Source organism: Trinickia symbiotica (assembly GCF_002934455.1).
Classification (GTDB): domain Bacteria; phylum Pseudomonadota; class Gammaproteobacteria; order Burkholderiales; family Burkholderiaceae; genus Trinickia; species Trinickia symbiotica.
This window is the reverse complement of record NZ_PTIR01000001.1, coordinates 421,034-439,103: the sequence shown is the minus strand read 5'-3', so window position 1 is coordinate 439,103 and position 18,070 is coordinate 421,034. Positions and strand designations below refer to the sequence as shown.

The following is an 18,070-nucleotide window of genomic DNA, read 5'->3' as shown; positions in this document are numbered from 1 at the left end:
GCCTACTCCAGCCAGCCTCGAGTGCGCGCCTCCGTCACGAACGCGCGCACCTCGCCGCCGATGCCGGTCGCGTCGAATGCCTTCTCGAGGTCGGCAATCAGCATGTCGATGTCCCGTGTGCCGTCGCAGCGCTTCAGAATCTCGGCCGCGCTCTGATTGAGCTTCACCATCCCTTCAGGATAGAGCATCACGTAGGCGTTCTGCGCCTCTTCCCATTGGAGGCGGAAGTGCGATCGGAGGCGCAGGTGCGCCGATGAGGGCGTCGACGGCGCCGCATCGTCTGGTGTAGGGGCGTTCGGATTCGTCACGGGAAAGCCTTCTCGATGGAGTCGAGCATCGACCAGAGGATGTCGAGCTTGAACTGCAGGATCGTGAGCGCGCGCTCCTGCTGATCGCGCCGCCGGAAATGATCGAGCGTCACCTTGAGCCCGTGCTCGACGTCGCGTTGCGCGAGCGCGATGCGCGAACGGAAATAGGCGAGCCCTTGCGGCTCGATCCACGGATAATGCTCGGGCCACGATGCCAGGCGGTCCTTGTGAATCTGCGGCGCGAACATCTCCGTCAACGACGAGCAGACCGCCTCTTGCCACGGCGCGCGGCGCGCGAAGTTGACGTACGCATCGACGGCGAAGCGCACGCCGGGCGTCACGAGCTTGAGCGACCAGAGATCGTCGCGCGAAAGCCCGACCGCGTCGCCGAGCCGTGCCCATGCCTCGATGCCGCCCTCGTTGTCGCCGTAGCCGTCGTGATCGAGGATGCGCAGCACCCAAAGCCGACGCGTCTCGCGATCTGGGCAGTTGGCGAGAATCGCCGCATCCTTCAGCGGGATCTTGATCTGGTAGTAGAACCGGTTCGCAACCCAGCCGCGAATTTGCTCGGGCGACGCGCCGCCCGTATTCATCCGCACATTGAACGGATGATGGATGTGATAGGCCGCGCCCTTCGCGCGCAATTGCGCTTCGAATTCCTCGCGGGTCCAGGCCGGCTCCGTGGGGGCAACATCGCGCACGGGGGCGGTGCCGAATGTGTCGTTGAGGTCCATTGTTGGTTGTCTCCTCACAACTCGAACGTCATACCGTCGTAGGCCACTTCGATGCCGTGCTCGTCGAGCACGCGTCGCTCCGGGCCATCTTCGATCAGGATGGGGTTCGTGTTGTTGATGTGAATCAGCACCTTGCGGCGGGGCCGCTCGCGCGCGCCAGAAATCGAGTCGAGCACGGCGATCATGCCGTTCTCGCCCGACTGCGCGAGATGCCCCATGTCGGCCGCCGTCTTCTTCGAAAAGCCGAGGCGGATCATTTCGTCGTTGGTCCAGGTCGTGCCGTCGACGAGCAGCAGGTCCGCCCCGCGCATCGCCTCGAGCACGTGCGGCTCGAGCTGGCCTAAGCCCGGCGCGTAGAACGCGCGCCTGCCCGTTGCGAGGTTCGTCACGACGAGACCGATGTTGTCACCGCGCTGCGGCGCCGCGCGATGCGGAGAATAGGGCGGTGCCTTGCTGAGGAGCGGCAACGGATCGATTCGCACGCCGGGCAGGGCGGGAATGTCGAGCGGGCGGCCGTCGAGCGCGATCGGACGATGCTCGACGCCGCAGTAATGCGAGAGGATCGGCCCGATCGGGAAGCCCGTGCCGAGATCGCCCCAGACGGCGTCGGTCGCATAGAGCGGAAGCGGCGCGCCGCGCTCGCGCAGCATCAAAAGACCGGTCACGTGATCGATCTGCGCATCCATGACGAGCACGGCCGCGATGCCCGTGTCGCGCGCTTGCCGAGCCGGCTGCAGTTCCGGGTTCGCGGCGATTTGAGCCAGCAGATCCGGCGACGCGTTGACGAGGAGCCAGTCCTCGCCGTTCGCGCTGACGGCGATCGACGACTGTGTGCGTCGCGTCGCTTTGACGGTGCCGCGTCGCACGCCGTCGCAGTTGCTGCAGTTGCAATTCCACTGAGGGAAGCCGCCGCCTGCCGCGGAGCCGAGCACACGAATCTTCATCGCGGCTGCCCCCGCATATCGCTCGCAGTCGATTTCGCCCCGCGCGGCAACATTCTCGCGAGCGTGCCGTCGTGATCGATCAGCTCATGCTTCGCCACCCCGGCGATATGGAGCACGATCAACGCGATCAGCGCAAAGGCGATCACGTGATGCGCGCCGAAGAAAATGGCACGCAGCCCCGCATCGTCCCAGCCCCATTTCGGCAGCAAGATGCCCCAAAACCGCGTGCCGTAAGTGTTGAAAGAGGAGCCGAGATAACCGGTGACCGGCATCGCGACCATTCCCACGTATAAAAAAACCTGCGTCGTGCGCGCGGCGGCGCGTTGCCACGGTCGCATCGGCGGCAGCGGCGGCCGGTGAACGGCCGCGAGCACCACGATACGGATAAGCACAAGCAGGAAAACTGTCAGCCCGAGCGACTTGTGCAGATTGATCAGCGTCGCTTTGACGGGCAGGCCTTTCGGCAGGCCGACCATATAGAGGCCGAGCGCGATCAGCGCGAGGATCGCGATTCCGATCAGCCAGTGCAGCACGATGAGGGCCGGCGCGAAGCGCGCGGTGCCGCCCGCGTCTCTGTCGTCACGCGTCCCCTCGCGCTCCGGGCGCGATCCGCTTTCTCGCTTGGCGCGCGGCGCCGAATCGAGAAAGTCATGAGTCCTTCCGGCGGAGTTATCCACGTCATCCTCCTCGATCACTCGATTCCTTCGACTGTCACCACCGTATATGCTTACCTCATTGAGCGCCGCGGCGCACGCGAGTTCGATGCGCGGGCTCACTCCACGATCAGTATTTCCCCTCGTCCGTCCACGGCCAGGTCGCCCGCATAACGGGTGGGAAGCCGGTTCGCGGCGAAGCGCGAGAACGGCGCCGGCGCCGTGACGAGGCTGCGCACGAAGAGCGCCCAGAACACCTCGAATCCGCGCCCGCCCTCGACGAACGTCGCCGGCAACGCGGCTGGCCGCGTGGCGAGCACGAGCGTGCCGCGCCGCATCCCATACCCATAGTGTGCGCCGAGCCGGCCGCCGATGCAGATCGTGCCGGCGACGAGGCGCGAGGCCGCGAACGCGCCGCAATGGCCGCCGACGAGCACGAGTCCGCGCCGCATCCGGTCGGCCAGCCGTTGGCCGGCGCTGCCGCCGATCGTGAGCGTGCCGCCCGTCATGCCTTCCATCTCGCCCGCGCGCGCGCCGGCCGCGAAATCCCCGCAGTCGCCGGCCACGGCGAGCCGGCCGCCGCGCATCTCGCAGCCGACGAAGTCGCCGGCGTCGCCTTCGATCGTCAGTGTTCCACCGCGCATTTGCGCGCCGGCGTAGTCGCCGATCGGGCCGCGCACCGTGAGCGCGCCGGCATCCATGCCTGCGCCGAGCCGTTCGAGCCAGCGCGCGTCGCCTTCCATGACGACGGCCGGTGCCGCGGCCTCGCCCGCATGGGCGCCCGTCGTCGCCCGCGCGCCCCCTTCGGTGCGCGAAACGTCGAACAGGTCGGCGACGGCAAGCGTCTCAGAGCCGGCTCGCAGGGCGAGCCGCTCCACCGATGCGAGCGGCAGCGCATCGAGCCGCTCGGGCGTGAGCGGCGAGCCATCGACGGGAAAGGGGGGCGACGCCTTGACGCGCAGGATCGTCGTGCTCATGCGCGGTTTCCTCCGACGCCGGCGGAAAGGCGCCGCAGCGGAAAGTGATAGGGCCCGAGCTTGCCCCCGTAGTTGCCGGCCGAAATCCGCAGCACGCCCGCGTCGCGGCCGAGCGCGGTCGCGGCGACGATGCCGGCCGTCATGGCCGCGCCGACGTCGGCCTCGGTCAGCCCGTCGATCACGATCTCGAGCACGCTGCCGACTTCCGTCGTCAGCTCGGTGCGCGTCGTGAGCCCCGTCAGCGTCGGGCAGAACGCGTCGTTGGTCGACGCCGTCGCGCCCGCGTACTTCGAGCCGACCTTCGAGCCCGAGCGGACGATGCCGCCCGGAAACGGCATGATCACGTTCGGCAGCGCGCGCATGGCGGCAACGGCGGCTTCCGTCGCCGTGAGCGCCGCCTCGGTGTCGCGCGCGATGAGCAGCAGATTGCCGCCGCCGACGGCCTTGACCGTGGGCACCGTATCCTCGCAGACGAACTCGCCGTCCATGACGGGCACGCGCCAGTAGCGGCGGCCCTCGATCATCTTCGAGATCTGCCAGCCGTCGCCGAAAAACCGCAGTTGGCTGCCCAGATCGGCGTTGTCCGAGAGCGGTGCCTGGCTCGTGGCCGGGTCGATGCCGGCATAGACGGCCGTAGTCGGGCACGTGAGGACGCACTGCCCGACGCGGCGCCCGAGCTGCTTGGCGAGTTCCTTCGACGAAACCGCGAACAGCAGCACGGCGACGCCGGGCCGGCCGTCGGGCGTCTCGTCGGCGGCGCACTCGCGCTCGATGCCGGCCTCGCAGCCGCAACCGATCACCGACGTCGCGAAGCCGGCGAGCGAGTTCGCCGCGTGGCGCGCCCAGGTCGGCGTGTGCGCGGTGATGACGAGCCGCGTCGCCTTCATCGGGAAGGCTTCGGCGAACGTGTCGTCGATGACGGTGCCGTTGATTTCGAGGGGGCTCGTCATGGAGGTGTTCAACGCGAAGGTTGCGCCGAGCGCGGATGGGCGAGACATTCGACGGGCAGCAGCCGGCCGCCGCGGCAGCAGACGCATGCCTCGTCGTCGCTGATCGCCGCGTGCGCGAAATTCGTCGTCAAATGACGCTCGCTATAGTCGGCGATCGTCTTTTCGATGCCGCGGTCGAATTCGGGTGTGACGAAATGGATGCCCCCGGTCGGTGCCGCGATCAGCGTGCCGTCGCGCGCGATCAGCTCGCCGTCCTTGAAGACGTACGCCGGCATCGAGAACATGCGCTCGCGGTCGGCTTCGTCGCGATAGACGGCGATGTCGGCCGCCGCGCCCGCGCCGAGGTGTCCGCGATCGGTCAGGCCCAAGAGCCGCGCCGGACCGGCGCGCGTGATGATCGCGATCTCGTAGAAAGAGAACTCGCGCGTGAGCTGCGGCAGTGTGCTCGCGACCTGCGCCTCGGGATGCAGCTTCGCGAGCTGCTCGGCGCGAAACGAGCGGTCCATCAGCAGCCGGATCAAGTGGGGATAGCTCGTGAACGGTCCGCCGTTCGGATGATCCGTCGTCATAGCGACGCGCCACGGATCGTCGACGAGCAGGAAGATCTCGAGTCCGATGATCCATTGCAGCGCGTTCACATAGCTCTTTTCGCGATAGCGGAACGGCACGATGCCGCAGCCGGCGTCGCATTCGATCTCGCCGAGGATCCATTTGCGCGGCTTCGCGAGCGGCGCGTTGCGGAACTGCATCATCGTGTCGCCCGACGCGGTCACGGTCTGGCCGAAGATGACTTGCCCGACATCGATCGAAACGTTCGGCCGTGCGTTCACGGCTTCGGCAATCGCGTGCGCCCCCGACGAAAACTTGCGCGGTCCTTCCGTTCCGTAGCTGTGGAACTGGATGTGGGTCAAATGGATCGGCAGCCCATCGGCCGCGTCCATCGTCGCAATCGTCGAAGCGATGTTGCCGGGCACGCCGAGATTGCTCGAATGCACGTGCAGCGGATGCGGAACGCGCAGCTCGGTCAACGCTCGCGTGAGCGTGCGGACGACGTCGCGCGGCGTGATGCCATAGCGAGCGTGCGGCTCGTCGACATCGAGCGCGCGCTGGTTGAACTTGAACGCGGAGATGCCGCCCGGGTTCACGACCTTCACGCCGAGCGCCTTGCTCGCATTGAGCGTCCAGCCGACGTAGTCGCGCAGACGCTCGAAGTCCTCGCCCGAGGACAGCAGCTGCAGGAACAGCTCCTCGTTGCCGAGCATGACGTAGGCGCCGTGGTCGATGATCGGCGTGTCGCCCATCTCAAGGTGCGCGTGGCGCGCATTGCTCGGCAACATCGCGGGCTCGAACGCGGCGGTGTAGCCCATCTCGGCATAGCGGTAGCCCGTGGCGAGCGTGCCTGGCGCGCAGGTGCCGCACGAGGGCAGGCGCAGGTAGCGGCCCGTCGCCTCTCGTTGCGACTCGTGCCTCTGCGTGCCGCGATCGGCACCGGCGGATTCGATCGATTGGAGCGCTTCGTGCATTTCGCGCACATCGCGCGTTTCGGCCGAAGTCGCCGCCAGCTCTCGACGCCGATGATCTTCGGGCAGCAGGAGGCGCGAGAGATTGGTTTTTCCGCCGCCGATATGCGAGTGCATGTCGATGCCGCCCGCCATGACGATCATCCCGGTGGCGTCGTACTCGCGATCGACGGGCGAGCCGTCCGGCAAGCTGACGATGCGGCCGTCGCGGAATGCGATGTCGCGGCGCTCGCCGTTCACGCCGTTGGCGGGATCGTAGACGGTGCCGCCTTTCAAACGGATCGTCGTCATGATCGGGCCTTCCGCGAGAATGCGGCGAGCCGCTCGTCGAGGCGCGAGGCGATCGTCGCGATCGTAGGCAGCGCGCGCGCGCGTGCGGCCGCGAGCGGCACGACGACGGTCGCGTCGAGTCGGAACAGATGGCCATCGCTATCGATGCCCGGCGTGGCCGCGGGAATGAATACGGTCGGCGCGCCGCGCGCGGCCGCCTGCTCCGCGAGCGCCGGGTGGCCGACGACGATGGCCGGAACGTCGGCCGCCAGCGCCGGCGGCCAAGGCGAGGGCGCGAGCGAGGCGACCCAGAGCAGCGCGTCGATATGACGGTCGGCGATGAGGCGGGTCGTGCGATAGCGATGCGCGTCGTGATCGAGCGACGTTCCGCCGCTGCCGTCGCCGTCGCCGTCGCCGTCGCGGCGCAGGGCCGGCACGCGCAGCGGCAACGGCAGACCCGAGAGCCAAGTGACGGCCTGATTGACCGTCACGGCGCCGTCGGCGCCGCCGAGTGCAAAGGAAGCCGCGCGCGTCTTGTCGTTGATCGCCTTCACGATTCGCTGCAGCCCTTCGATCAGAAGCGAGGCGCCCGCCTGGCCCTGACTGCGCACTAGGGCCGCCGGCTCATAGACGAGCACGGCGTATTGCGCGGCCGCGATTTTTTCGGCAAGCGTCGAGAGCGCGTCGATTGTCGCGGTCCCGTCGTGGCGCAATGTGCCGAGCGACGAAGGCAACCTTCCGAGCGAAAGCGCCGACCATAGCGCGACCAGATCGAACGGATCGGCGTGCGGCAGCATCGTTTCGATGTGCACGTGCGGTGCACCCGCGGCGCCTGGGTCAGCCTCGCAACCGACGAACATGTATTCGCGCGCGAAGTCGGTCGGGCCGAGCACGCGTTCGTAAAAGCGCGGATAACTTTCGGATGGGCGGCAGCCGAAGAAGATCAACAAGTCGGCGCGCGTCCGAAGCTCGGAAAGGGTCGCGAAAAACGAGCCTCGGTCCTGGACGACGCGCGTGGCCGCGCTTATCGCTTCGCCATGCAGATGATCGAGCGTCGCACCGCACGAGGCCGCGAGCGCGTAAAGCGCGCGTGCGCCGGCCACATCGGTGGCGAGCGCGCCGAAGAGCGGGTGGCGGGATGCGGCCAGTATCTCGGCCGCGCACTCGAGCGCCGCATCGAACGCGACGGGTGCCCCGTCGACGAGAGCGGACGCTGCCTCGGTGGTGCTGAAGCCGGCGAGCGCTTGCGCAAGGCGGGGGCAGTCGTGCCCGGTCGCCGCGAGCGCGCCGTCGGGCTGCCCGGTGATCGCGAGGTCGTCGCAAAGCAGCGGGCAGAACGGGCAAGTCCAATCACGGACCGTGATGGGCGCAGCGGAATTCGATGCGCCTTGTGAGCCGGCGCTCGTCGGATCGTTGGGCGGAAATGACATGTCGCGGCTTCAGCAAGGTCTATGCCGGGGAGCGCCCGTGCGGACGGCAGAAACCGCTCGCGCGCGACTCACGGATCGGCGCGCGGCCGTTTCATCGCTGTGCGCGGCGGGCCGCCCTCATGGATCGTCAGCCCATCCTTCGCCCACTATGTGGTCCGACGATTGTTCTGACTAGTGCCGGCTACCGCAAACGCGGGCCGTGCCGTTCCTGTACAGGTTGTGTGTCGTTTTGGAGCAGAGTGTCACCCGCGAAGCCTTGAGCCTGATATCGGCCCGCCATCCGTTTTCATACTTCATCTGGGGGGCGCATGGCATGGAACTTGTGAGGAAGGTGTCCGTCGTGCAGCGCCGAGGCGATGAGCCAGCCTGTCGCGCCGGCCGCGGCAGCGGCATCGAGATCCGCCTGGTCGCGGATGCCGCCGGCGCCGATGACGGTCGTGCCGAGTGGCGCGCGCTCGCGGATTCGCGCGAACGTCGCGAGGTCGGGGCCTTGGTAGCTGCCCACTTGATCGAGCGTCATTGCGACGACGCGCGACGGCCACCAGGCCGAAGACCGATCGAGCGCTGCATCGCCGATCAGGCGGCCCGCGCGATGGTCGAGCGAAAGGATCGGTGCGAATCCGTCTGTCTCGGCCGCACGCAGAGCATCCGGATCGCGCAGCGATTCGGTGCCGAAGACCGGAACGAGCGGGGCGAGCGGTGCGAGCGGCGAATCGTCGCGAGATGCGGTGCGGCGATCGGCGGACTCGATCCGCTGGATTCGATCGAACAGCGCGCGCATCGCGGCATAGTCGGCGAAGCCAGCGTCGAGCCAGATTTCGATGCCGGGCAGCGTCGAGCGCAGCGCGGCGAGCTGTGCGGCATGGTCGTCGCGGCCGGGAGCGAGGATCGCGTCGAGGTCGGCGATGTAAAGGGTCGTCGCTCCAATCGCGGCGACGAGCGCGCGTGCGAGCGAAACCGGCTCGCTCGTGCCGGCGAGCGGCGAGCGGATCGGGCAGTAGCTCGCGCGTTCGCCGCGTTGGGCACGTACGGCGTGGCCGTCGAGCAAATCGAGAACCGGTATTACCTGCATGGGGCATTCCTTGGCCAAGATTTTTGTCTACGAGTATCTCACCGGCGGCGGCATCGATCCGGCGCTCGCGTGCCAAGGCAGTATCGCCGATCTGTCCGCGCTGATCGGCGAAGGGCGCATGATGCGCAACGCGCTCGTTGCCTCGCTCGCGTCGATCGATGGCCTGACCGTGACGTTCGCCTCGTCCCGTTTCGAGGCGTTCGATCGCGCCGCCGCGCATTACCGGCCGAACGCGGGGGAGGCCATTCCGGCGTTCGTTGCGCGCATGGCGCGTGAGCACGATTACACGTGGGTGATCGCGCCCGAGTGTGACGGCTTGCTTGCGCAGCTTCACGATGCCGTCGGCGCCGAGCGCTGGCTCGGCTGCACCAAGGAGGCGATCTGTGTCGCATCGAGCAAGCGGGCGACGTCCGCGCGGCTCGCCGCGAGCGGCATCGCGACGACGGAAGCGCTCGACCCGCTGAGCTCCGCGGCGCCGGGCGGCGGGCATTGGGTCGTCAAACCCGACGACGGGGCGGGCAGTCTCGACACGTTCGTCTTCGATTCGTACGCCGCCGCGTGTGCCGACTACGACACGCGTATCGCCGCGGGCGGCAGGCCCGTGCTGCAGGCGTGGGTCAAGGGCGAGCCGCTGAGCCTCTCGCTCGTTTGCCGCGAAGACGGCGCGGAGCTCCTCAGCATCAATCGACAGCGGATCGATCTCATCGAGCGACACGCGCCGGGCGCGCATATGCGCGTCGTCGAGTTCGGCGGCGTGTTCGTCGACGCGATCGACCCCGACAGCGCTCGCGGACGAACGCTGGCAGCGCTCGCGAAGCGCGTGGCGGCGGCCATTCGCGGCCTGCGCGGATTCGTCGGCGTGGATCTCGTTTGGCATCCCGAGCGTGGGCCTGTGGTCATCGAGATCAATCCGCGCCTGACGGTGGCGTACGCCGGCCTCGTCGCGCAAGACGACGGCCGCGCCCGCCGTCTCACGGAGGCGCTCCTCGCCGCGCACGGTGTGAGGCTCGCGCGCTCGGCGGCGTCCGGTTGCTTTGCGATGCGGGCGGCGTGCGGAGTCGCCTCGTGATCTCGGCCGATCCGCTGCTCGCCAAGGGCCCGTTCACGTTCGGCTGGGACGTGGGCGGCGCGCATCTGAAAGTGTCGCAGGCGGGCGCGGACGGCAGGGTGCTCGACGTCGGGCAATGGGCCTGCCCGCTCTGGCAAGGCCTCGATCATCTGAACCGCACGATCGATCTTGTATTCGCGCGCTGGCCGTCCGCACGCGGCGACGATGCCGAGCATGCGGTGACGATGACGGGCGAGATGGTCGACCTCTTTGCGAGCCGCGAAGACGGAGTTCGGGTACTGGCCGCCACGTTGGCCGAGCGCCTCGGGCCGCATCTGCGCATTTACGCGGGCGCGCTCGGCTGGCTCACGTCGGAAGAATGCGCAGCCGGCTGGCGCAGCGTGGCTTCGGCGAACTGGCTCGCCACGGCCAGCCTCGTGGCAACGTCGCTGACGAGCGCGATTCTCATCGACATCGGCAGCACGACGACGGACATCGTGCCGATCGCGGGAGGCCGCGTCGCGGCGCGGGCGGCCGACGATGCCGGCCGGCTCTCCACCGGCGAGCTCGTCTATCTGGGCGCGGTTCGTACGCCGCTTTGCGCGCTGGCGCAGCGCGTCGCGTTCGGCGGCGCCCAAGTGAATGTGATGAACGAGTGGTTTGCGACGACGGCGGACGTCTACCGGCTGACGGGCGAGCTCAACCCGGATTGCGATGTGCAGCCGAGCGCGGATCACGGCCCGAAGACGGAGGCCGGCAGCCGAGTGCGGCTCGCCCGGATGATCGGCCGCGATGCGGGCGACGCGAGCGATGACGATTGGCACGCGTTCGCGATGCAATGGCGTACGTTGCAACTGCACGAAACCGCGCTGAATCTGGCGCGTGTCGAGGCGGCGCATCAGGCGCTGTCGCATGCGCCCATCGTCGGCGCCGGTTGCGGGCGCTTTCTCGCGCGTGCGCTGGCGCGTGAGGAGGGGCGCGGCTATATCGACTTCGCGACGCTGGCAGGCGCATCGGCGCGGCTCGCCGACTGGACGGCGACTTGCGCGCCGAGCGTCGCCGTCGCGTTGCTCGCCAGGCGGGAGCGGGCGGCTCGCGAGCAGAAGGCGGATCGCGACTTGCGAGCGGCGGGGTAGGCAGGCTGAGCGCCGCTGCGTGCAGGCGCGGCGGGGATGAACGATGGCGGGAAGAGAGACCGCGAAGTTCGCCGCGACTTGCGGTGGATGTTGGCGGCCCAAGGAACAGGCAGTCAATCGACGAGAGGATCCAGGTCATGTGGGTGGTCAAGATCGGGGGCAGTCTGAGTCACGACCCGACGCTGCGAATGTGGTTGACCGAGCTCGCCGAGGTGGGCGGCGGTCGCGTGGTGATCGTGCCGGGCGGCGGCGACTTCGCGGACAAGGTTCGTCAATACCAGGCCGAGTGGCGCTTCAACGATCTTGCGGCTCACAACATGTGCTTGTTGGCGATGACGCAATATGCGTTGCTGATGCAGGGATTGCGACCCGAGCTCGTGCTTGCGTCGAGCGAGGCGAAGATTCGCCGCGCGCTGCGCGACGGCCGCGTGGCCGTGTGGGTGCCGACGCCTTTGATGCGTGACACGCCTGACGCGATGAGCAATTGGGACACGACGTCGGACAGCCTCGCCGCATGGCTCTCGACGATGCTGAACGCCGAGCGGTTGATGGTCGTGAAGTCGTGCCCGATCGACCCGGACGAGCCGCTCGAATCATTCGCGGCGAACGGGGTCGTCGATCGGCGGTTCGTCGATTACGTGAGGGACGCGAACTACCTCGTCGAGCTCATCAACAAGGACGACATCGAACTGATGCGCGACCGGCTGCTGAACCCGACGGCCGCGTGGGCAGCCGATCGGGCGGGGGGGATGGTCTAAGGGCGCGGCGAAAGCCGAGCGTCGTCCTGCGACGCCGCCTCGCCGACCGTACCCGCCGGCCGGTGCAGCGCTTCGGCCCATTTCGCGACGCGGCCCGGGTCGATCGCCGAGCGGCGCCCGTCGACGCAAAGCGCTCCCCGAAAACCCGCCACGTCGGGCGCGAGCGCCAGAATTCGATCGAGCTGCGCCCAGCCGAGCGAGCCCGCGATTCCGCTCATCGCGCCGCGTTTGCGCGCGACGTCGAGCCAGCGCCCGAGGGTGGCTTCATCGACATGGTCGAAGAGCGTCCGCCCGTCCTTGCCCGCCGTATCGAACATGATGCCGACGAAACCGAGCGACGCCGCGTGGTCGACGAGCTCGCCGTCGATGCCCCCATCGCAGAGCAGCACCGGCACGACGGCGGCCGGTAGGCTCGCGAGCTCATCGAGGCAGCGGCGTGCGGCCTGCCCGGGCTTTACGCCGACTTTCACGTAATCGACGCCGGCGTTGCTGACGTCGAGAACCCGCGCGGCGATCTCATCGAACGCCTCCGTTTCGACATCGCCGATCGTCGCGCTGAGCGGTTTCACGGGATATTGCGCCCGCAGCGTCGTCGCGATCCGGCCGATCCGCTCGATCGGCAGCCCGCCGAGCGCGCCGTCATGCGGTTCCTTCAGGTCGATCAGCTCGGCCCCGGCAGCGGCGGCGGCAAACGCTTCTTCTTCCGAGCGAACGCTCGCAAGCAATGCGGTCATATCAATCTCCCGAAGTCCGGCGATTTCAGTTTCAGTGCGAAGCGTGCTCGGCGGCCGCCGAGGCGCTCTGACGGTGGCGTGCGATGGCCGCGAGCAGCCACTCCCAGGCCGTGCGCTCGCGCTCGCCCGCCGTTTTGTCGATGGCAATCTGCAAATAGGCGATCTCTCGATCGACTTTCTCGGCCGGCAGCATGAAGAGCCGGCTCACGAGCACGGCGCCTTCGACGACGGCTGCCTGTGCGCGGTTGAATCCGCGAAACGGCTCATGCTGTTCAGTGTGCACGCAGCGCATTCGCAGCACTGGACGCGTCTCGTCGTCGTCGAGGCGCTCGAGCTCGAGCTCGGTGTGCGCAAGCGATTCGGTAAGCCGCACGCTTGCGACGCGGCTCGCCGCCACGGTGGGCCAATCGGTCGCCGAGCGCGTGACGCAGCCCGCGAAGACTCGCACGTCGGTGGTGAAATTGAGGACGGCCGCCCGCGTCGCCGCGATATTGTCGAGCGTCACTGACGGCCGAAACGGGGAAAGGATCGCGAAATCGTCCTCGTAACGCACGCCCATCGGTGCGATATGAGGCCGGCCGTCATGCGCCGATGTCGTAACGATCGTCTCGAAGATCATGTCGGGAACGGTTACTCGGTAGCCTTGAGCACCGGCTCGTCGCAGTGACGATCGGCCGGCCGGTATCGCGAGGGGACGAGAGCCGCGAGCCGCGGCTCCCGAAACGGCTTAGCGAGTCGCGATGTACATCGTGATTTCGAAGCCGAAACGCATGTCGGAATAGCTAGGTGTCGTCCATTGCATCGATAGTCCCTCCATACGGTTTTGCGAGAAATACCGACCGCTCGCCAGGCGCGATGCCGGATCTCGATCGGCCCCCGCGGCTACGCAAGCTCCATGCCGGCTCTTGCGCCGCATTTCGCCGCCTCTCGCCGCTTGCGCGCTCGTGTCGCGCGAAGTTGAGTATGACAGGTGTTACGCAATCGTGCAGGGCGTTCGATCGACGACACCGCCGATTTCGCGCGTCGCTTCGTTGCACTGTGTCCGCCGGCCCCACTCGCTCGACCTGTGTTACGAAAACGCAGCAAAGTGTGCCACTCGTCGCCGACACGGCGAGCTTGCCTGTCACGCTTCGCTTTCAAATGCGCTGCAACATGCGATGGTTCCGACACTGTCGCGGACGATCGGCCCCGATTGACTCGATTGGACGGCCGTCGTTCCGTTACGAGCGAACGACGAGCCTTCTTAGCGTTTCTCCTGCATCCCGCAAACCCGCTCCGTCATCCGCAATCGATAAGGAGTCCTTTACTTTTCGCGAAGCAAATCGTGAATTTTCATTAGGGACGAGCTTGCTTACAGTGCGGACCAAGCGCTTCGATTTTCCCTTCGATTTCCCGCTTACGAAGCGCATCCGTCACGAGGACACGTCATGAACGATTTCAGCAAGGCAGCCGTCCAGCCGGAGACCAAGAAACGCAATCGCTACGCCGCCGGCGTGCTGAAGTACCGCGAAATGGGTTATTGGCAGCCCGACTACACGCCGAAGGACACGGACGTCATCGCGCTCTTCCGCATCACGCCGCAAGAGGGCGTCGAGCCCGAGGAGGCGGCGGCGGCCGTGGCCGGCGAATCGTCGACGGCCACCTGGACCGTCGTGTGGACGGACCGCTTGACCGCTTGCGACATGTATCGCGCCAAGGCCTATCGGATCGAGCCGGTGCCCGGCGCGAGCGCCGCCGAGCCGCAGTACTTCGCCTATATCGCCTACGAGCTCGATTTATTCGAGGAAGGATCGGTGGCCAACCTGACGGCCTCGATCATTGGCAATGTCTTCGGCTTCAAGCCGCTCAAGGCGCTGCGCCTCGAAGACATGCGCATACCTGTTGCTTACCTGAAGACGTTCCAGGGGCCGCCGACGGGCATCATCGTCGAGCGGGAACGGCTCGACAAATACGGTCGGCCGTTGCTCGGCGCGACTGTGAAGCCGAAGCTGGGCCTGTCGGGCAAGAACTATGGACGCGTCGTCTACGAAGGATTGAAGGGCGGGCTCGACTTCCTGAAGGACGACGAGAACATCAACTCCCAGCCGTTCATGCATTGGCGCGACCGGTATCTCTTCGCGATGGAGGCCGTCAATCGCGCGCAAGCGGAGACGGGCGAAGTCAAGGGGCATTACCTGAACGTGACGGCGGGGACGATGGAGGACATGTACGAGCGCGCCGAATTCGCGAAGCAGCTGGGCTCGTGCATCGTCATGATCGATCTCGTAATCGGATGGACGGCGATTCAGTCGATGGCGCGCTGGGCGAGACGCAACGACATGATCCTGCATCTGCACCGGGCCGGGCACGGTACGTACACGCGGCAACGCAATCACGGCATCTCGTTCCGGGTCATCGCGAAGTGGACGCGCATGGCCGGCGTGGACCACGTGCATGCGGGCACGGCCGTCGGCAAGCTCGAGGGCGATCCGCTCTCCGTGCAGGGCTATTACAACGTGTGCCGCGAGGCGCGCAACGAGGTCGATCTGTCGCGCGGGATTTTCTTCGATCAACCGTGGGCCGGCCTGCGCAAGGTGATGCCCGTGGCGTCGGGCGGCATTCACGCGGGGCAGATGCATCAACTGGTCGATCTGTTCGGCGACGATGTCATCCTGCAGTTCGGCGGCGGCACCATCGGCCACCCGGCCGGCATCCAGGCCGGCGCGATCGCCAATCGCGTCGCGCTCGAGGCGATGATCAAGGCGCGCAACGAGGGCCGCGACATCGCGCACGAGGGCCCTGACATTCTCGAGGCGGCGGCGCGTTTTTGCACGCCGCTCAAGCAGGCGCTCGATACGTGGAAGGACGTGACGTTCAACTACGCGTCGACCGATACGCCCGATTACGCCGTCACGCCGAGCGTGGCTTGAAGTTGTCCGTTGCGACGCGTCGTCGCTTACCGCACCGATCGAAGGTGCAATCGCCAGCTTTTGGGGAGCTTTGTCATGCGCATTACGCAAGGGACGTTTTCCTTTCTGCCCGATCTCACCGACGAGGAAATCCGCCTGCAGATCGACTATGCCCTGAGTCAGGGCTGGGCATGCTCGGTCGAATTCACCGACGATCCGCACCCGCGCAACACGTACTGGGAGATGTGGGGTCTGCCGATGTTCGACTTGCGCGACGCGGCCGGCGTGCTGCAGGAAGTGCGCGCCTGCCGCGCCGCCTATCCGAACCATTACATCAAGGTGAACGCGTTCGATTCTGTGCGCGGCTTCGAGACGATGCGGCTCTCGTTCATCGTCAACCGTCCCGTCGAGGAGCCCGGCTTCCGGCTGACGCGCACGGACGGCGAGGGCCGCGTGCAGCGCTACAGCATGACGAGCTACGCCAGCGAGCGGCCCGCCGGCGAGCGCTATGGCGTCAAGCGTTGAGGGAGCCATCATGTCCGAAGAAAGCGTCGATCTGGCCCGGCTCTATCGCGATTCGGGAATCGCCGAGGTGCTCGACGAGCTCGATCGCGATCTCGTCGGTCTAGCGCCCGTCAAGACGAGGATTCGCGAGATCGCGGCGCTCCTCATCGTCGAGCGTGCCCGCTCGCAGCTCGATCTGGCGAGCGGACCGCCGACGCTGCACATGTGTTTTTCGGGCAATCCCGGCACAGGCAAGACGACGGTCGCGCTGCGCATGGCCGAGGTGCTGCACCGCCTCGGCTACATCCGCCGCAACCACCTCGTCTCCGTCACGCGCGACGATCTCGTCGGCCAGTACATCGGCCACACCGCGCCGAAGACGCGCGAAGTGCTCAAGCGCGCGATGGGCGGCGTGCTGTTCATCGACGAGGCCTACTACCTCTACCGCCCCGAGAACGAGCGCGACTACGGCCAGGAGGCGATCGAGATCCTGCTGCAGACGATGGAGAACCAGCGCGACGACCTCGTGGTGATTCTCGCGGGTTATGCGTCAAGGATGGAAACCTTCTTTCAGAGCAATCCCGGCTTTCGGTCTCGAATCGCGCATCACATCGAGTTTCCCGATTATGAAGAGTCCGAACTGCTCGAGATCGCCGAGCGCATGCTCGCCTCGATGCATTACGAGTTCGATGCTGAGTCGCGCAACGCGTTCGCCGAATACATCGCGCGCCGCACGCGGCAGCCGAACTTCGCGAACGCTCGCTCGGTGCGCAATGCGCTCGATCGCGCGAGGCTGCGGCAAGCGCGGCGCCTGTTCGCTGCGGCGCTTTCGAATGGCCGGCCGACCGATACGCACACGCTGATGCGGATCACGGCCGAAGACATCCGCGCATCGCGCGTGTTTGGCGGCGAAAGCGCGCCCGCCGAACCGCGGACGATTGCGCAGGCGGCTCGCAAAGGCGAGGCCGCCGCACCGCCCGGTCAGATAAGACAACCTGCCTAGGAGAAGCGCCATGCAAGACGGACGTACGACCCTTTCGAAGTTCCTCATCGACACACTCGACAGGCAGCCGTCGCCCGTCGCCGCCACCGGTTTGTCGGCACTTCTCATCGACGTGGCCGCCGCGATCAAGACGATCTCCTCGGCATTGACGCGCGGCGCGCTCGGCGGCAACTACGGCTCCGCGCAGACGGTCAATACGCATGGCGAGGAGCAGAAGAAGCTCGATGTCGCAACGAACGAGATTTTCGTCCAGCACTGCGAATGGGATGGATTGCTCGCGGCGATGGTCTCCGAAGAGATGGAGAGTGTCTATGCGATCCCATCCGCCTACCCGCGCGGCGACTATCTGCTCGCGTTCGATCCGCTCGACGGCTCGTCGAACATCGACATCAACGGCGTCGTCGGCTCGATATTTTCGGTCCTGCGTTGCAAGGACGGCGAAGCGGGCGAGGCGGGTTTCCTGCGGCCGGGTCACGAGCAGGTGGCCGCGGGCTATGCCATCTATGGTCCGTCTACGATGCTCGTCCTTTCGGTCGGCAACGGGACGCACGGCTTCACGCTCGAGCGCGACGTCGGCAACTTCGTCCTCACGCATTCCGATATCCGTATTCCCGAGGAGACGAGCGAGTTCGCGATCAACGCATCGAACGAGCGGTTCTGGGAGGCACCCGTGCGCCGGTACGTTCAGGAGTGCAAGGACGGCCGCACCGGTTGTCGCGGACGCGACTTCAACATGCGCTGGATCGCGTCGATGGTTGCGGAAGTTCACCGCATCCTGATGCGCGGCGGCGTCTTCATGTATCCGCGCGACTTCAAGACGCCTTCGATGCCGGGGCGGCTGAGGCTGCTCTACGAAGCGAATCCGATGAGCTTTCTCGTCGAGCAGGCGGGTGGCGCGTCGAGCACGGGGCGCGAGCGGATTCTCGACGTGACGCCGAATGCGCTGCACGAGCGCGTGCCCGTGATCCTCGGCTCGCGCAAAGAAGTCGAGCGGATCGCGCGCTACCACCGCGACTTCGACCGCGGCGAGGACAAGCCGTTCACCTCGCCGCTCTTTCAGCCTCGCTCGTTGTTTCTGCCGGAGGCGCCCGTTTGAAGGCGACTCGAGGCCGCACCGAATATCAAGCAACCATTGGAGACA

General features: G+C 66.8%; 19 protein-coding genes. 7 read left to right on the top strand and 12 right to left on the bottom strand.

Translation table 11 applies throughout. The features are described from left to right. Positions 1 to 2: 2 nt before the first annotated feature. From pqqD to B0G57_RS02005, 9 genes are all read right to left on the bottom strand, one after another. Positions 3 to 245: a pyrroloquinoline quinone biosynthesis peptide chaperone PqqD gene (pqqD, locus tag B0G57_RS02045; RefSeq protein ID WP_051089963.1), complete on the bottom strand. Its 243-nt coding sequence runs from the start codon at positions 243 to 245 to the stop codon at positions 3 to 5. 59 nt (positions 246 to 304) lie between these two features. Next, positions 305 to 1,042: a pyrroloquinoline-quinone synthase PqqC gene (gene pqqC / locus B0G57_RS02040; RefSeq protein ID WP_018438913.1), complete on the bottom strand. Its 738-nt coding sequence runs from the start codon at positions 1,040 to 1,042 to the stop codon at positions 305 to 307. Positions 1,043 to 1,056: 14 nt separating this feature from the next. Next, on the bottom strand, positions 1,057 to 1,986 hold the full coding sequence (pqqB, locus tag B0G57_RS02035) for a pyrroloquinoline quinone biosynthesis protein PqqB (protein WP_018438912.1): 930 nt from the start codon (positions 1,984 to 1,986) through the stop codon (positions 1,057 to 1,059). Then, positions 1,983 to 2,663, bottom strand: coding sequence for a cytochrome b (locus tag B0G57_RS02030; protein WP_189595309.1), 681 nt, complete (start codon positions 2,661 to 2,663; stop codon positions 1,983 to 1,985). Before B0G57_RS02030 ends, pqqB begins: the two co-directional genes overlap by 4 nt. 95 nt (positions 2,664 to 2,758) lie before the next feature. Then, entirely contained in the window at positions 2,759 to 3,616 is an 858-nt protein-coding gene (locus tag B0G57_RS02025) for a formylmethanofuran dehydrogenase subunit C (RefSeq protein ID WP_018438910.1), read from the bottom strand. Further along, entirely contained in the window at positions 3,613 to 4,566 is a 954-nt protein-coding gene (gene fhcD, locus B0G57_RS02020; RefSeq protein WP_018438909.1) for a formylmethanofuran--tetrahydromethanopterin N-formyltransferase, read from the bottom strand. Before fhcD ends, B0G57_RS02025 begins: the two co-directional genes overlap by 4 nt. A gap of 8 nt (positions 4,567 to 4,574) precedes the next feature. After that, positions 4,575 to 6,377: a formylmethanofuran dehydrogenase subunit A gene (locus B0G57_RS02015; RefSeq protein ID WP_018438908.1), complete on the bottom strand. Its 1,803-nt coding sequence runs from the start codon at positions 6,375 to 6,377 to the stop codon at positions 4,575 to 4,577. Further along, a complete protein-coding gene (locus B0G57_RS02010; RefSeq protein WP_018438907.1) occupies positions 6,374 to 7,786 on the bottom strand; it encodes a molybdopterin-binding domain-containing protein in 1,413 nt (470 codons plus the stop codon). Before B0G57_RS02010 ends, B0G57_RS02015 begins: the two co-directional genes overlap by 4 nt. A gap of 286 nt (positions 7,787 to 8,072) precedes the next feature. Continuing rightward, complete coding sequence (locus tag B0G57_RS02005) at positions 8,073 to 8,858, bottom strand: HisA/HisF-related TIM barrel protein (protein ID WP_018438906.1); 786 nt, start codon at positions 8,856 to 8,858, stop codon at positions 8,073 to 8,075. A 10-nt stretch (positions 8,859 to 8,868) separates the two neighbouring features. Between B0G57_RS02005 and B0G57_RS02000 the strand changes: the two genes are divergently transcribed. The 3 genes from B0G57_RS02000 to B0G57_RS01990 all read left to right on the top strand — a co-directional run bounded on the left by B0G57_RS02000 (position 8,869) and on the right by B0G57_RS01990 (position 11,800). Next, on the top strand, positions 8,869 to 9,927 hold the full coding sequence (locus B0G57_RS02000) for an ATP-grasp domain-containing protein (protein WP_035468158.1): 1,059 nt from the start codon (positions 8,869 to 8,871) through the stop codon (positions 9,925 to 9,927). Next, entirely contained in the window at positions 9,927 to 11,042 is a 1,116-nt protein-coding gene (locus B0G57_RS01995; RefSeq protein WP_026229340.1) for a hydantoinase/oxoprolinase family protein, read from the top strand. Before B0G57_RS02000 ends, B0G57_RS01995 begins: the two co-directional genes overlap by 1 nt. A gap of 137 nt (positions 11,043 to 11,179) precedes the next feature. After that, positions 11,180 to 11,800, top strand: a complete 621-nt coding sequence (locus B0G57_RS01990; protein ID WP_018438903.1) for an amino acid kinase family protein — start codon at positions 11,180 to 11,182, stop codon at positions 11,798 to 11,800. Here the strand turns inward: B0G57_RS01990 and B0G57_RS01985 are convergent. From B0G57_RS01985 to pqqA, 3 genes are all read right to left on the bottom strand, one after another. After that, a complete protein-coding gene (locus B0G57_RS01985; RefSeq protein ID WP_018438902.1) occupies positions 11,797 to 12,534 on the bottom strand; it encodes a (5-formylfuran-3-yl)methyl phosphate synthase in 738 nt (245 codons plus the stop codon). The two genes, B0G57_RS01990 and B0G57_RS01985, sit on opposite strands and share 4 nt — an antisense overlap. 31 nt (positions 12,535 to 12,565) lie before the next feature. After that, positions 12,566 to 13,153: a DUF447 domain-containing protein gene (locus tag B0G57_RS01980; RefSeq protein WP_018438901.1), complete on the bottom strand. Its 588-nt coding sequence runs from the start codon at positions 13,151 to 13,153 to the stop codon at positions 12,566 to 12,568. Between the two features lie 108 nt (positions 13,154 to 13,261). Further along, on the bottom strand, positions 13,262 to 13,336 hold the full coding sequence (gene pqqA / locus B0G57_RS01975; protein WP_035468154.1) for a pyrroloquinoline quinone precursor peptide PqqA: 75 nt from the start codon (positions 13,334 to 13,336) through the stop codon (positions 13,262 to 13,264). Between the two features lie 625 nt (positions 13,337 to 13,961). Here pqqA and B0G57_RS01970 point away from each other — a divergent pair. The 4 genes from B0G57_RS01970 to B0G57_RS01955 all read left to right on the top strand — a co-directional run bounded on the left by B0G57_RS01970 (position 13,962) and on the right by B0G57_RS01955 (position 18,025). Beyond that, entirely contained in the window at positions 13,962 to 15,443 is a 1,482-nt protein-coding gene (locus tag B0G57_RS01970) for a form I ribulose bisphosphate carboxylase large subunit (protein WP_018438899.1), read from the top strand. A 75-nt stretch (positions 15,444 to 15,518) separates the two neighbouring features. Beyond that, positions 15,519 to 15,947, top strand: coding sequence for a ribulose bisphosphate carboxylase small subunit (locus B0G57_RS01965; RefSeq protein WP_018438898.1), 429 nt, complete (start codon positions 15,519 to 15,521; stop codon positions 15,945 to 15,947). Positions 15,948 to 15,957: 10 nt separating this feature from the next. After that, positions 15,958 to 16,929 (top strand): CbbX protein, encoded by a 972-nt coding sequence (gene cbbX, locus B0G57_RS01960; protein WP_018438897.1) that lies wholly within the window; start codon positions 15,958 to 15,960, stop codon positions 16,927 to 16,929. 10 nt (positions 16,930 to 16,939) lie between these two features. Further along, positions 16,940 to 18,025, top strand: a complete 1,086-nt coding sequence (locus tag B0G57_RS01955; protein WP_018438896.1) for a class 1 fructose-bisphosphatase — start codon at positions 16,940 to 16,942, stop codon at positions 18,023 to 18,025. Positions 18,026 to 18,070: the final 45 nt, after the last annotated feature.

Bases quoted from the DNA above. Each gene is read 5' to 3' on its own strand.
- pqqC (WP_018438913.1), bottom strand. From the start codon at position 1,042: ATGGACCTCAACGACACATTCGGCACCGCCCCCGTGCGCGATGTTGCC.
- pqqB (WP_018438912.1), bottom strand. From the start codon at position 1,986: ATGAAGATTCGTGTGCTCGGCTCCGCGGCAGGCGGCGGCTTCCCTCAG.
- B0G57_RS02025 (WP_018438910.1), bottom strand. From the start codon at position 3,616: ATGAGCACGACGATCCTGCGCGTCAAGGCGTCGCCCCCCTTTCCCGTC.
- fhcD (WP_018438909.1), bottom strand. From the start codon at position 4,566: ATGACGAGCCCCCTCGAAATCAACGGCACCGTCATCGACGACACGTTC.
- B0G57_RS02015 (WP_018438908.1), bottom strand. From the start codon at position 6,377: ATGACGACGATCCGTTTGAAAGGCGGCACCGTCTACGATCCCGCCAAC.
- B0G57_RS02010 (WP_018438907.1), bottom strand. From the start codon at position 7,786: ATGTCATTTCCGCCCAACGATCCGACGAGCGCCGGCTCACAAGGCGCA.
- B0G57_RS02005 (WP_018438906.1), bottom strand. From the start codon at position 8,858: ATGCAGGTAATACCGGTTCTCGATTTGCTCGACGGCCACGCCGTACGT.
- B0G57_RS01990 (WP_018438903.1), top strand. From the start codon at position 11,180: ATGTGGGTGGTCAAGATCGGGGGCAGTCTGAGTCACGACCCGACGCTG.
- B0G57_RS01985 (WP_018438902.1), bottom strand. From the start codon at position 12,534: ATGACCGCATTGCTTGCGAGCGTTCGCTCGGAAGAAGAAGCGTTTGCC.
- B0G57_RS01980 (WP_018438901.1), bottom strand. From the start codon at position 13,153: ATGATCTTCGAGACGATCGTTACGACATCGGCGCATGACGGCCGGCCT.
- B0G57_RS01970 (WP_018438899.1), top strand. From the start codon at position 13,962: ATGAACGATTTCAGCAAGGCAGCCGTCCAGCCGGAGACCAAGAAACGC.
- B0G57_RS01965 (WP_018438898.1), top strand. From the start codon at position 15,519: ATGCGCATTACGCAAGGGACGTTTTCCTTTCTGCCCGATCTCACCGAC.
- cbbX (WP_018438897.1), top strand. From the start codon at position 15,958: ATGTCCGAAGAAAGCGTCGATCTGGCCCGGCTCTATCGCGATTCGGGA.
- B0G57_RS01955 (WP_018438896.1), top strand. From the start codon at position 16,940: ATGCAAGACGGACGTACGACCCTTTCGAAGTTCCTCATCGACACACTC.